Source organism: Arthrobacter sp. C9C5 (assembly GCF_013359735.1).
Lineage (GTDB): Bacteria > Actinomycetota > Actinomycetes > Actinomycetales > Micrococcaceae > Arthrobacter.
In genome coordinates this window covers 97,046-109,349 of sequence record NZ_JABFMX010000002.1, presented here as the reverse complement: position 1 = coordinate 109,349, position 12,304 = coordinate 97,046, and the positions used below count along the sequence as shown (strand labels likewise).

Genomic DNA, 12,304 nt, shown 5'->3' with positions numbered 1-12,304 from the left:
GAGGAAGGGGCGCTTGTCATTGGGTGAACAGCGGCTGTTTCGTGGCGCGGGCGTGGACCGCCGCCTGGGCGCCCTGCACCCTCGCGCCCGTGTGCTGCTCAGCCAGCTGCCCCTCACCCTGTTGTTCGGCGCCGGGCTGACGGCCGCACCGGCCGCCTGGGGCCTCCACCTGGCCAGCGGCTGGGGCCAGAGTGCCCTCGCACTTCATGCCGTACTCCTCCTGGCCTGCCTCCTCGTGCCGTGGCAACGGTTCGGCCCGCTGGCGCCCCTGGCGATTCCGGTCTTGGACCTCGCCGCGATCGGACTCAGCCGGGTCGCGGCCGCCGAGGAACTACCGGGCCTGGGAGTGCTATCCGTGCTTCCCGTCGTCTGGATCGCCGCCTCGCAGCTCTCCCCCGCCGTCATCGTGTCCGTCAGCTTCCTGGGGCCGCTGCTGGCAGGCCTGCCCTGGTATTTTGCCGCCGGCGCCGAGGACAGCCCTGGGCGCAGCGCCACCGTCGTGCTACTGGCACTGATGACCCTGGCAGTCGCCCTGGCCATGCAGTTCGCCAGGGTGCAGCTGCGGCGCCAGCAGCGCAAGATCGAAGCCAAGGAAGCGGAGTTGCAGGCCCTCCTCGCGGAAAGCCGGGAGCGCGAGCGGCTGCTGAATACCATCCTGGACACGGTCGACGTCGGCATCGTCGCGATCGGCGCGAACGGCCGCCGGCTGCTGACCAACAGCTGGCAGGCAAGGCTGGAGGCGTCCGCGGCGACCGCCGGTCCTGCCGGGCCCGCCGATCCCGGCTGGGAAGAGCAACTGCTGCTGACCGGGCGGGACCAGACCACGCCGCTCCCGCCCGGCCGGCGCCCGCTCCGCCGGGCGCTGGAGGGCGAGTCCTTCGCGGACCACCTCGTCTGTTTCGGGGAAGCGCCGGGCAGCCGGGTTGTGTCCACCGGGGCGAGACCGCTGAAAAACGACGACGGCGGCTTTGGCGGCGCCGTCGTCGTGTACAACGAGGTCACCGGGCTGGTCAACGCCCTGGCCGCCAAGGAAGATGTGGTCGCGACCGTCTCGCACGAGTTCCGGACACCGCTGACGTCGATCATCGGCAACCTGGACCTGGTCCTGGGCGATGAGCTGCCGCTGCCGGTGCTGCGCCGGATAGAGGTGGCGCAGCGCAACGCCGAGCGGCTGCTGGCGCTCGTCTCGGACCTGCTGATGTCCGCCAGCTCCGCGGTTCAGGTCCACCCGCGGAAAACCGACCTGGCCGGGCTGGTTGAGGCAAGCCTTGGCTCGGCCCAGGCGCATGCCCAGTCCTCGCGGGTGTCACTGGCCATGGACGTGCCGGCGCCGCTGTGGGCGAACGTGGACCCGTTGCGGATCAGCCAGGCGCTGGACAACCTCGTCTCCAATGCCATCAAATACTCGCCGGGTGGGGGCGCCGTGACTGTCTCGGCCTGGGCCGATGACGGCCGTGTGCTCCTGCAGGTGGAGGACAGCGGCATCGGCATGACCGCCGCCGACGCCGAGAGGGTCTTCACCCGCTTCTTCCGGAGCCCGGCCGTACGGGACGGCGCAATCCCCGGGGCCGGGCTGGGCTTGTCCATCACCAAGGCGATCGTGGAGGGCCACGGCGGCTCCATCACCTGCAGCACCCTCCCCGGCTGCGGGAGCACCTTTACCGTGGACCTGCCGGCAGAGGGAGCGCCGCAGGCGTTCTAGTCTGGGTCGGAATTTCCCCACCTTTGGCGCAGCCGGGTCTGCGTGTTGCGCCGACCCGCCGACGTGCACGGGTTTCGTGCCGGCAAAGATGGGGGAAGTCCGCGACGGTCTTTATTTGCGAAGGGCCCGCGTCAGTTCGGCCCGTGCCAGCAGCCCGCTAGCGGAGGGGTACGCCACCTCTTCAAGGACCAGCGGGTGCGGGGCGGCGAGGACGGACCGCGCATCCCGCTGGCGGGCGATCAGCCGCTCGTACAGCCACCCGGGCTGCTCCACCCCGGCACCGACGTAGAGCGCCGATCCCACGAGCGAACGGACCATGTTGTGGCAGAAGGCGTCAGCCTGGACCGTGGCGACGATGACGCCGTCCGCGCCGCGGGTGAATTCGAACCGCTGCAGTTCCCGGATGGTCGTGGCGCCCTCGCGGGGCTTGCAGTAGGAACGGAAGTCCTGCAGTCCCAGCAGCAGGGAGGCGCCTTCGTTCAGCAAAGCGGTGTCGAGCTGCTCCTTGTGCCAGAGCGTCGAGTACCGGCCGAGCGGGTCCCACCGGGCCGCGCCGTCCGCGATCCGGTAGCTGTAGCGCCGCCAGAGGGCGGAGAAGCGGGCATCGAAGCCTTCCGGCGCCAGGGCGACCCGGTGCACTTCGATTGCTCCGCTGAGCTCGCCCAGTCCCCGGCTCAGTGCGCCGCGGAGTCGCCGGAGCAGCGCCGCGGCAGGGTCGAGCTCAGCCCCGCGGTTCAGCCCCTGCCATTCCGCTTCACTCAGGTCCAGGTGCACCACCTGTCCGCGGGCGTGCACGCCGGCGTCGGTGCGGCCGGCGACGGTGACGCGGACCGGCCGGCGGATCAGCAGGGCGAGGGCCTCCTCCAGGACGCCCTGGACGGTGCGTCGGCCGGGCTGTAGCGCCCAGCCGCTGAACGGGCCGCCGTCGTACGAAAGATCCAGCCGGATACGCAAAAACCCGCCGCCCCCCATAACGGGGGCAGCGGGTTTGAGCTCGTTCATAGACTTAAGTCTATAAGAAGGTTCTAGCGAATTACTTCGCGTCCTTCTCGGACTCTGCAGCAGCTTCCTCAGCGGCCGGAGCCTCTTCGGTTTCTGCGGCTTCGGTCTCAGCAACCTCAGCCTCGGGAGCCTCTTCGGTCTCTGCAGCTTCAGTCTCGGCGACCGGAGCGGCTTCAGCCTTGTCGGCGTCCTTCTTGTCAGCATCGCGCTTCGCAGCGGAGGTAGCCTCGGCTACCACGGCCTGCTTGGCGGAAACCGGCTCGAGAACCAGTTCAATGACAGCCATGGGAGCGTTGTCGCCCTTGCGGTTGCCGATCTTGGTGATGCGGGTGTAGCCACCGTCGCGGTTCTCCACTGCCTGTGCAATGTCCGTGAACAGCTCGTGGACGACGCCCTTGTTGCTGATCAGGCCGAGCACACGGCGGCGAGAAGCCAGGTCGCCACGCTTGGCGAAAGTCACCAGGCGCTCTGCGTAGGGCTTCAGTCGCTTGGCCTTGGTCACCGTGGTGGTGATCCGCTTGTGCTCGAACAGTGCGGCTGCCAGGTTCGCGAGCATGAGACGCTCGTGAGCCGGGCCGCCTCCGAGGCGCGGACCCTTAGTGGGGGTAGGCATAACTATTTCTCCTCATATGGAAGCCGGCGGGCTGTGCACGCTGCGGTGCGTCCAGCCTGCTGGCCAAGATCTGTTTTAGAGCTCGTCGTCGCCGAAAGCGGCGTCGTCCTCTTCGATGGCTGCGGCGCGGGCTGCGAGATCGAAACCGGGAGGGGAGTCCTTGAGGGACAGACCCAGTTCAACAAGCTTCGCCTTGACCTCATCAATGGACTTCGCACCGAAGTTACGGATGTCCATCAGGTCAGCCTCGGAGCGGGCAACGAGTTCACCCACGGTGTGGATGCCCTCACGCTTGAGGCAGTTGTAGGAACGGACGGTGAGGTCCAGATCCTCGATCGGCAGGGCCATGTCTGCTGCCAGGGCAGCATCCGTCGGCGACGGGCCAATCTCGATACCTTCAGCTGCGGTGTTCAGCTCGCGGGCCAGACCGAACAGTTCCACCAGGGTGGTACCAGCCGAAGCGACCGCGTCGCGCGGGGCGATGGCCTGCTTGGTCTCGACGTCGACAATGAGCTTGTCGAAGTCAGTGCGCTGCTCAACACGGGTAGCTTCCACGCGGAAAGTAACCTTCAGGACCGGCGAGTAGATCGAGTCGACCGGGATGCGGCCGATCTCGGAGTCGCCGGACTTGTTCTGAGCTGCCGAAACGTAGCCGCGGCCGCGCTCGATGGTCAGTTCGAGTTCGAACTTGCCCTTCGAGTTCAGCGTGGCAATGTGCAGATCCGGGTTGTGGAATTCGACGCCGGCCGGCGGAGCGATGTCCGCGGCGGTGACGACTCCCGGGCCCTGCTTGCGCAGGTAAGCAACAACCGGCTCGTCGTGCTCGGAGGAGACCGACAGGTTCTTGATGTTCAGGATGATCTCGGTGACATCTTCCTTGACACCCGGAACCGTGGTGAACTCGTGCAGCACGCCATCAATCCGGATGCTCGTTACAGAGGCACCGGGGATGGAGGAGAGCAGGGTACGGCGGAGGGAGTTTCCGAGGGTGTAACCGAAGCCCGGCTCCAGCGGTTCAATGATGAAACGGGAGCGGTTATCGGAGACGACCTCTTCGGAGAGGGTGGGGCGCTGTGCAATGAGCACTTAGGTTTCCTTTCGGCGAGCATCCGCTATATGACGCAACACAGGTGGTGGAAAGATCGGTCTAAAGACTTAACGCGGCTGGGCTTGCCCGGACCGGTGACGGTCCGGGCAAGCTCCGGCTAAGACTTAGACGCGGCGGCGCTTCGGCGGGCGGCAGCCGTTGTGCGCGCTGGGGGTTACATCCTGGATGGATCCAACCTCGAGGCCAGCGGCCTGCAGTGAACGGATTGCGGTCTCGCGTCCGGATCCCGGTCCCTTGACGAACACGTCAACCTTGCGCATGCCGTGCTCCTGTGCACGCTTTGCGGCGGCTTCGGCGGCCATCTGGGCAGCGAACGGGGTGGACTTACGGGAGCCCTTGAAGCCAACCTCACCGGACGAAGCCCAGGAGATGACAGCACCGTTCGGGTCCGTGATGGAAACGATGGTGTTGTTAAAGGTGCTCTTAATGTGCGCCTGGCCCAGCGCGATATTCTTCTTGTCCTTCTTACGCGGCTTGCGAACCGCGCCACGAGTCTTCGGGGGCATTATTTCTCCTACAGAAAGTTATTGGGGGAAGGGAGAACGCTATTTCTAGCGTCCGGCCTTCTTCTTGCCGGCGACGGTACGCTTCGGACCCTTGCGGGTACGGGCGTTGGTCTTCGTACGCTGACCGCGTACGGGCAGGCCCTTGCGGTGACGCAGGCCTTCGTAGCTGCCGATCTCAACCTTGCGGCGGATGTCAGCGGCTACCTCGCGGCGAAGGTCACCCTCAACCTTGTAGTTGCCTTCAATGTAGTCACGCAGCTGGACCAGTTCGGCGTCAGTCAGGTCCTTGACCCGGACGTCAGCGCTGATGCCGGTGGCAGCCAGGGTTTCGTGTGCACGGGTCTTGCCCACGCCGTAGATGTAAGTAAGCGCAATTTCCAGCCGCTTTTCGCGGGGAATGTCTACGCCAGCGAGACGAGCCATAGTGGCAGTGCTCCTTGAATAAACCGGAGGTCGTAGGCAGTACACCCGCACAATCCGTGCGGCCCCAGCCTCCGACCGGGGGTTAGCTGTCCGGACTCGTTCTTGCTCAGTGTCCCAGATCAGCTTGTGCTGCCTTTTTATTTACTTGCGTGGGTTAGCAACCCAGGGTTTCCAGTGAAGGAAATTAGCCCTGGCGCTGCTTGTGGCGCGGGTTCTCGCAGATCACCATGACCCGGCCATTACGGCGGATCACTTTGCACTTTTCGCAGATCTGCTTGACGCTCGGCTTGACCTTCATGGCGTTCCTTTGCGTGTTGCAGTTGGTCAGCTGGACCGGCCTTTGGCTAATGCCCTGGCCGGCCAGTGTTTACTTGTAGCGGTAGACGATACGACCACGTGTCAGGTCGTACGGGCTCAGCTCCACCACTACCCGGTCCTCAGGGAGAATCCTGATGTAGTGCTGGCGCATCTTTCCAGAGATGTGTGCCAGAACGATGTGCTTGTTGGTGAGCTCAACGCGAAACATCGCGTTAGGCAGCGCCTCGGTCACAACGCCCTCGATCTCAATGACCCCGTCCTTCTTGGCCATACCCTCCGCTAACTGTTGTTGCCACAGCCCCTCCGGTTTGCACCGACGATCACTGCGGACGATTTTTGATTGCTTGTTTTGCTAGCTTGCCTGCAGCCACCAGGCCACAAAAGGGCACAACAGGGCAGACAACCAACAGTCAACACTACGGCATTGCGGGCCGAATGTTAAATCCAGCCATGCTAGCGCACTCCGTCCCCGTATGCACGAAAGCGCCCCGCCGGAGTCTCCACCTCCGCCGCCGCGGCGATCCCGTCCAGGATGGCCAGCCGGACGACGTCGGCTGCCGCGCTCTGCAGGGTAATCAGGCTCAACTGCCGCGCGGACTCGGTGCCGCGGTCCAGCGCGACGGCGCCAGTGGAGAGCGCGAACACGGTGTCGCCATCGGCCAGGGTGTGGCTGGGGTCCAGCGCCCGCGCCAGGCCGGCGTGGGCAGCCGAGGCTGTGCGCTTGCATTCGGCCTTGTCCAGGATGGCGTTGGTCGCAACGACGACGAGGGTCGTGTTGAGGGGCGGCAAATCAGGCTGGGCCGACGGCGCATCCGAAACCCTCCGCGTGCTCGCTCCTTCGTCGCATAGACGCACGCTTCCGGGTTCCGGCTGTGCCGCCGGCTCCGGTTCCGCGCTCTTAGCGGCAGTCGCCGCCGAGGCGTCGAAGGGTAACCCCAGGGCGTTGACTACCGCTATTGCTCCGACGACTACCGGCCCGTCCGCGGAGATGTTGTTTAAGGTGATCGAGGCGGTGCCTACTCCGCCTTTGTAGGTTCCCCGGCCGATTGCTGCTCCGGTGCCGGCTCCGACGTTGCCTCGTTCGACGTCGTGCCCGTCCTGACGGGCGGCGGCATCAGCGGTCGCGGCGTAGCCCATGGCCTCGTCCGGGCGGGCGGCGAAGTCGCCGCCGCGGCCCAGATCGAAGATGGCCGCCGCGGGGACAATCGGCACCACGCCGCCGGGCACGGCGAAGCCCCTCCCCTGCTCCTCGCACCAGCGCTGGGCGCCGTGGGCAGCCGCCAGTCCGAAGGCGCTGCCCCCGGTGAGGACCACGGCGTCGACGGCGGTGCTCAGCGTGGTGGGGTCGAGCGCGTCGGTCTCGTGCGTACCGGGACCGCCCCCGCGGACGTCCACCGAGCCGGCCGTTCCCGGCGGCGGCAGGACTACCGTGACACCGCTCAACCAGCCCTCCCCGGTCCGAGAGGCATGGCCCACGCGGATTCCGGGCACATCCGTAATCGCCGTCATGGCTCCATTGTGCGCCCCACCGCCGGGAAACCAGGCGCCGCGATCTCCCCGTCCGCAAACGAACGTTATGGAATACTGCAACCAACAATAGGTAAACGGGCAAGGAAGCCTGACATAACAAAGCTCTGACAAGGCCTTGTGCGGGGTTCCGCCCACCGAGTGTGTGGTGAAGTGTTCTTGATCCCCCGCCCAACTGCCTGCCCTCGGCAGGCCCGGATCCGTTAGAGACCCCTATGACTAGACAATTGACGGACAGTCCCGTGGCTACCGCCGGGACCGTCACGCGGGACCAGCGCCGGGGACGCTGGTCCGCCCGGACCCGCAGGGACTTCATCGTGTTCCTGGCGCTGGCCCTGCCGAACCTGGCACTGATAGCGGTGTTCACCTACCTCCCGCTTATCAACAACATCTACTACTCCACGCTGGACTGGACGCTGGGCTCCGCCTCCGCCACAGTCGTCGGCTTCGACAACTACATCAACTTCTTCACCAGCGCCGACGCCCCCAAGGTGCTGGGGACCACGGCCTTCTTCACCGTCATCACGGTCGGCGGGTCCATGGTCCTCGGACTACTGGTGGCCCTCGCCCTGAACTCCAAGGTCCGCGGCACCACCTTCGCCAGGTCCGCCGTTTTCGCCCCCTACGTGCTCAGCGGGGTCGGCGTCGGACTGGTCTGGTTGTTCATCTTCGACCCCGGCTACGGGGTGCTGTCCTGGCTGCTCCGCGGGATCGGCCAGCAGAGCCCGCAATGGATTAACGACCCGCAACTCTCCCTGGTCATGGTGATCACGGTCTACATCTGGAAGAACCTCGGCTACTGCGCCGTCGTCTACCTCGCCGGCCTCCAGTCGCTGCCCCAGGACGTCATGGAAGCGGCGTCGCTGGACGGCGCCAACGGGTTCCGCCGCTTCATCAGCATGTCGGTCCCGCTGCTCTCCCCCACCACGTTCTTCCTGCTGATCACCACGATGCTCAGTTCGCTGCAGGCTTTCGACCTGATCCGGATCATGACCCCGCTCGGCAACGGCACGTCCACCCTGATCTACGAGGCGTACATGCAGGCCTTCGGCGCCTTCAACCGGGCCGGCTACTCGGCTTCCATCTCCGTGGTCCTCTTTGCCATCCTCCTGGTCATCACCGTGCTGCAGGTGCGGTTCGTAGAACGGAAGGTGCACTACTCGTGAGCACACTCTCTCCCGTGAACCCCGATCCCGCCGCCGGCCCCGAGGTTCCCCCGCAGCGCCAGCGGCCGTTTTCCCGCGCCAACCTGGTCCAGACAATCGCCGCCGGCTACGTCCCGCTCATCCTCGCCACCCTCGTGGTGGTGCTGCCGCTGCTCTGGATGGTGCTGAGCTCCTTCAAGCAGCCCGGCGAGATCGTCACGATGGACCTGAAGATCCTGCCGGAAAGCGTGAACCTGGACAACTACCACGTCGCGATGACGACGGTGCCGTTCGCCAAGTTCTTTGTGAACAGCCTGATCGTCACCACGGTGGGCGCCACCGTGAAGGTGATCCTGGCCATCCTGACGGCCTACGCCCTGGTCTTTGTCCGCTTTCCGTTCAAGAACGTCATCTTCATCATCATCCTGGTCGCGCTGATGGTGCCGCCGCAGGTGTCCATCCTGCCCAACTACATCCTGATTGCGGGCCTGGGCGGTAAAAACACCCTCTGGGGCATCATCCTGCCCGGACTGGGCACCGCCTTCGGAACCTTCCTGCTGCGCCAGCACTTCATGACGCTGCCCGGCTCCATCCTGGAAGCTGCCGAGATCGACGGCGCGGGGCACTGGCGCCGGCTGTGGCAGGTCGTCGTCCCGGTCTCCGGCCCCTCCATCGCCACTGTCGCCCTGGTCACCGTGGTCAGCGAATGGAACGACTACATCTGGCCGCTCATCATCACCGACCGGCCGGAAACCATGACGCTGCCCGTGGGCCTGACCCTGCTGCAGAACTCGGAAGGCAACGGCTCCGGCTGGGGCATCCTGATGGCCGGCGCCGTCCTGGTGATTGTTCCGATCCTGCTGGTCTTCGCGGCACTGCAGCGCTACATCGTCGCCGGCCTCACCCAAGGCAGCGTCACCGGGTGACGCCGCCTCCCAATGCATCCCACCATCACAACGAGTCAACACTTTTGAGAGGATCCACCATGGCAATCAATCTTGGCCGCAGACACTTCCTTGGCCTGGCCGGCGCGGGCGCAGGAGCCGCAGCCCTGGCGGCCTGCGGCGGCCCGACGACGGGAGGCGGCACCGGCGCCTCAGGCGCGGCGGACATCGACTTCAGCGGCGTTAAGCCCGCCTCGTCGATCGATTTCTGGACCAACCACCCGGGCAAGTCCCAGGACGTGGAAAAGGCGATCATTGAGAAGTTCCAGGCCAAGTTCCCGGACATCAAGGTCAACCTGATCACCGCGGGCGCCAATTACGAGGAAATCGCGCAGAAGTTCCAGACCTCCCAAGCGGCGAAGTCGGCCCTGCCCGGCCTTGTGGTGCTCTCGGACGTCTGGTGGTTCCGCTACTACACCAACGGCAACATCATCCCGCTCGACAACCTGATCAAGCAGTTGGACATCAAGGTCGACGACTTCCAGAAGTCACTCGTCGCGGATTACAAGTACGCGGACAAGCAGTGGGCCCTCCCCTACGGCCGCTCCACCCCGCTGTTCTACTACAACAAGGACCACTTCAAGGCCGCCGGCCTGCCGGACCGGGCGCCCAAGACCTGGCAGGAATTCGCCGAGTGGGCCCCGAAGCTGAAGGCCAGCTCCGGCGCGCAGTACGCCTACATCTACCCGGCGCTGGCCGGATACGCCGGCTGGACCCTGCAGAACAACCTCTGGGGCTGGGGCGGCAGCTGGTCCAACGAATGGACCATCAATTGTGACTCCCCCGAGTCGGTTGAGGCGCTCCAGTGGGCCCAGGATTCGATCTACAAGGACAAGTGGGCCGGCGTCTCCTCCAAGGAGGCCGCGGACGACTTCGCCGCCGGCATCACCTCCGCCACGATCGCCTCCACCGGCTCCCTGCTGGGCGTGCTGAGCTCCGCCAAGTTCAACGTCGGCGTCGGCTTCCTCCCGGGCGGTCCGAAGAAGGAAACCGGCGTCTGCCCCACCGGCGGCGCCGGGCTCGGCATCCCCAGCGGTGTCAGCAAGGAAGTCCAGCTCGCTGCCGCGACCTTCCTGAAGTTCATGACCGAGCCGGAGAACACCGCCGCGTTCTCCGCTGCCACCGGCTACATGCCGACCCGGACGTCCGCCGACATGACCGCGGTGCTCGCCAAGACGCCGCAGATCAAGACGGCCATCGACCAGCTCGCGGTTACCCACGTCCAGGACAACGCCCGGGTGTTCCTGCCCGGTGCGGACCAGGAAATGGCCAAGGCCGCCGCGAAAATCCTCACCCAGCAGGGCGACGTCAAGGCCACCATGACCGAGCTCAAGACCACCCTCGAGGGCATCTACACCAAGGACGTGAAGCCGAAGCTCAAGAGCTGACGCTACGCTCCCTGCCTGAGGATACGACGAATCCCTGGCGACGCTGGTATTCCAGCGTCGCCAGGGATTTGTCGTATAGCGGGCCGCTAAGCCCACGCTGGGCCCCCGCGAAAGAAACGCTTAGGGAATGGGGACGGGTACGACGCCGAGCGGCGCCAGCTTCGCGGCTCCGCCGTCGGGCGCCGAAAGCACCCAGATGCCCTTCTCGTGCACCGCCACGGAGTGCTCCCACTGGCAGGAGCGCTTCCCGTCGGTGGTGACCACGGTCCAGTCGTCGTCGAGGGTGGCGGTTTCGATGCTGCCGCGCACCAGCATGGGTTCGATTGCCAGGCACAGCCCGGGCCGGATCTTGGGCCCGCGGTGGCCCGTGCGGTAGTTCAGCACGTCCGGGGCCATGTGCATCTCGGAGCCGATCCCGTGCCCCACGTAGTCCTCCAGGATGCCCAGCGGCTTCCCGGGGACGGAGGAAACGTAGTCGTCCACGGCGTTGCCGATGTCGCCGACGAACTTGCCGGTGGCCAGCGCCGCGATGCCGTGCCACATGGCCGCCTCGGTGACGTCGGAGAGTCGCTGGTCCTCGGGATCCGCCGTCCCGACGATGACGGTACGGGCCGAGTCGGAGTGCCAGCCGTCCACGATGGCGCCGCCGTCGATCGAGATGATGTCCCCGTCCTGCAGGACACGGTCGCCGGGGATGCCGTGCACCACTTCCTCGTTGACCGAGGTGCAGATGGTGGCCGGGAAGCCGTGGTAGCCGAGGAAGTTGGACTTCGCTCCGGCGTCCTGGAGCACGCCGGCAAAGACGGCGTCGAGGTCGCGGGTGCTCACTCCGGGGACAGCTGCCGCCACGGCGGCGTCGAGCGCGCGGCTCAGGACCAAACCGGCCTCGTGCATGGTCCGCATCTGGGCGTTGGTCTTGTATTCAATGCGGGTCTGGCCCAATGCCATCCTCAGCGTCCTTTCGGTGGTGCCGCAGCCGCCCTGCAGGGGGCATGCAGACAAATGGCTGAGGCTCCTCCCGGCGCTGCGGGAGGAGCCTCAATAGTCACGGGCCGGATCAGGCGGACTGCGCCGCTTTGATGGCCTGCATGACGCGGTCGGTGACCTCGTCGATGCCGCCGATGCCGTCGACCTGGGTGAGGATGCCGCGGTCGGCATACTTGGCCACCACGGCTTCCGTCTGGCCGTGGTAGAGGTCCAGCCGGTGGCGGATCACGGCTTCGTTGTCGTCGCTACGGCCGGTGTCCTTGGCGCGGCCCAGGAGGCGCTTGACGAGTTCCTCGTCGTCGGCCGTGAGCTGCAGGACGACGTCGAGCAACTGGCCCCCCTCGGCGAGGATCGCGTCGAGGTAGTCCACCTGAGCGGTCGTGCGCGGGTAGCCGTCCAGCAGGAAGCCGGCTTCGACGTCGCCCTCCGTGAGGCGGTCCCGGACCATCTTGTTGGTCACGCTGTCCGGGACGAAATCGCCCGCGTCCATGTACTTCTTGGCTTCGATGCCGAGCGGCGTCTCACCCTTGACGTTGGCACGGAAGATGTCGCCGGTGGAGATCGCAACGACGCCGAGGCGCTCCGAAATGCGTTCCGCCTGCGTTCCCTTGCCGGAACCGGGAGGTCCGATAATCAACATT

General features: G+C 65.9%; 14 protein-coding genes. 4 read left to right on the top strand and 10 right to left on the bottom strand.

The genetic code is table 11. The features are described from left to right. The first annotated feature begins 13 nt into the window (after positions 1-13). Complete coding sequence (locus HNO80_RS02085; RefSeq protein WP_249777106.1) at positions 14-1,702, top strand: sensor histidine kinase; 1,689 nt, start codon at positions 14-16, stop codon at positions 1,700-1,702. A 111-nt stretch (positions 1,703-1,813) separates the two neighbouring features. Here HNO80_RS02085 and HNO80_RS02080 read toward each other — a convergent pair whose 3' ends face one another. The 8 genes from HNO80_RS02080 to HNO80_RS02045 form a co-directional block, all read right to left on the bottom strand. Then, complete coding sequence (locus HNO80_RS02080) at positions 1,814-2,704, bottom strand: tRNA pseudouridine synthase A (protein WP_175321186.1); 891 nt, start codon at positions 2,702-2,704, stop codon at positions 1,814-1,816. A gap of 31 nt (positions 2,705-2,735) precedes the next feature. Then, positions 2,736-3,317, bottom strand: a complete 582-nt coding sequence (gene rplQ / locus HNO80_RS02075; protein WP_175321185.1) for a 50S ribosomal protein L17 — start codon at positions 3,315-3,317, stop codon at positions 2,736-2,738. Positions 3,318-3,392: 75 nt separating this feature from the next. Then, on the bottom strand, positions 3,393-4,403 hold the full coding sequence (locus HNO80_RS02070) for a DNA-directed RNA polymerase subunit alpha (RefSeq protein WP_175321184.1): 1,011 nt from the start codon (positions 4,401-4,403) through the stop codon (positions 3,393-3,395). A 126-nt stretch (positions 4,404-4,529) separates the two neighbouring features. Continuing rightward, on the bottom strand, positions 4,530-4,931 hold the full coding sequence (gene rpsK / locus HNO80_RS02065) for a 30S ribosomal protein S11 (protein WP_018773682.1): 402 nt from the start codon (positions 4,929-4,931) through the stop codon (positions 4,530-4,532). Positions 4,932-4,976: 45 nt separating this feature from the next. Further along, a complete protein-coding gene (gene rpsM / locus HNO80_RS02060; RefSeq protein ID WP_011775569.1) occupies positions 4,977-5,354 on the bottom strand; it encodes a 30S ribosomal protein S13 in 378 nt (125 codons plus the stop codon). Between the two features lie 184 nt (positions 5,355-5,538). Continuing rightward, complete coding sequence (gene rpmJ / locus HNO80_RS02055) at positions 5,539-5,652, bottom strand: 50S ribosomal protein L36 (protein WP_009358722.1); 114 nt, start codon at positions 5,650-5,652, stop codon at positions 5,539-5,541. A 69-nt stretch (positions 5,653-5,721) separates the two neighbouring features. After that, on the bottom strand, positions 5,722-5,943 hold the full coding sequence (gene infA / locus HNO80_RS02050; protein WP_009358723.1) for a translation initiation factor IF-1: 222 nt from the start codon (positions 5,941-5,943) through the stop codon (positions 5,722-5,724). 182 nt (positions 5,944-6,125) lie between these two features. Then, complete coding sequence (locus HNO80_RS02045) at positions 6,126-7,181, bottom strand: P1 family peptidase (protein ID WP_175321183.1); 1,056 nt, start codon at positions 7,179-7,181, stop codon at positions 6,126-6,128. A gap of 233 nt (positions 7,182-7,414) precedes the next feature. Between HNO80_RS02045 and HNO80_RS02040 the strand changes: the two genes are divergently transcribed. From HNO80_RS02040 to HNO80_RS02030, 3 genes are read left to right on the top strand one after another with little or no spacing between them, the layout of a single operon-like run. Further along, complete coding sequence (locus HNO80_RS02040; RefSeq protein ID WP_217500459.1) at positions 7,415-8,365, top strand: carbohydrate ABC transporter permease; 951 nt, start codon at positions 7,415-7,417, stop codon at positions 8,363-8,365. After that, positions 8,362-9,270 carry a carbohydrate ABC transporter permease gene (locus tag HNO80_RS02035; protein ID WP_175321182.1) on the top strand — a complete coding sequence of 303 codons (909 nt, stop codon included), beginning with the start codon at positions 8,362-8,364 and terminating at the stop codon, positions 9,268-9,270. Before HNO80_RS02040 ends, HNO80_RS02035 begins: the two co-directional genes overlap by 4 nt. 59 nt (positions 9,271-9,329) lie before the next feature. Further along, the gene (locus tag HNO80_RS02030; protein WP_175321181.1) at positions 9,330-10,676 is read left to right on the top strand and encodes an ABC transporter substrate-binding protein; all 1,347 of its coding nucleotides are present in this window, start codon (positions 9,330-9,332) and stop codon (positions 10,674-10,676) included. Positions 10,677-10,796: 120 nt separating this feature from the next. Here the strand turns inward: HNO80_RS02030 and map are convergent, their stop codons facing one another. Continuing rightward, positions 10,797-11,624: a type I methionyl aminopeptidase gene (gene map / locus HNO80_RS02025; RefSeq protein WP_175321180.1), complete on the bottom strand. Its 828-nt coding sequence runs from the start codon at positions 11,622-11,624 to the stop codon at positions 10,797-10,799. 109 nt (positions 11,625-11,733) lie between these two features. Then, a complete protein-coding gene (locus tag HNO80_RS02020) occupies positions 11,734-12,303 on the bottom strand; it encodes an adenylate kinase (protein ID WP_175321308.1) in 570 nt (189 codons plus the stop codon). Position 12,304: the final 1 nt, after the last annotated feature.

Bases quoted from the DNA above. Each gene is read 5' to 3' on its own strand.
- infA (WP_009358723.1), bottom strand. From the start codon at position 5,943: ATGGCCAAGAAGGACGGGGTCATTGAGATCGAGGGCGTTGTGACCGAG.
- rpmJ (WP_009358722.1), bottom strand. From the start codon at position 5,652: ATGAAGGTCAAGCCGAGCGTCAAGCAGATCTGCGAAAAGTGCAAAGTG.
- HNO80_RS02030 (WP_175321181.1), top strand. From the start codon at position 9,330: ATGGCAATCAATCTTGGCCGCAGACACTTCCTTGGCCTGGCCGGCGCG.
- rpsM (WP_011775569.1), bottom strand. From the start codon at position 5,354: ATGGCTCGTCTCGCTGGCGTAGACATTCCCCGCGAAAAGCGGCTGGAA.
- HNO80_RS02020 (WP_175321308.1), bottom strand. From the start codon at position 12,303: ATGTTGATTATCGGACCTCCCGGTTCCGGCAAGGGAACGCAGGCGGAA.
- HNO80_RS02080 (WP_175321186.1), bottom strand. From the start codon at position 2,704: ATGAACGAGCTCAAACCCGCTGCCCCCGTTATGGGGGGCGGCGGGTTT.
- rpsK (WP_018773682.1), bottom strand. From the start codon at position 4,931: ATGCCCCCGAAGACTCGTGGCGCGGTTCGCAAGCCGCGTAAGAAGGAC.
- rplQ (WP_175321185.1), bottom strand. From the start codon at position 3,317: ATGCCTACCCCCACTAAGGGTCCGCGCCTCGGAGGCGGCCCGGCTCAC.
- HNO80_RS02045 (WP_175321183.1), bottom strand. From the start codon at position 7,181: ATGACGGCGATTACGGATGTGCCCGGAATCCGCGTGGGCCATGCCTCT.
- map (WP_175321180.1), bottom strand. From the start codon at position 11,624: ATGGCATTGGGCCAGACCCGCATTGAATACAAGACCAACGCCCAGATG.
- HNO80_RS02040 (WP_217500459.1), top strand. From the start codon at position 7,415: ATGACTAGACAATTGACGGACAGTCCCGTGGCTACCGCCGGGACCGTC.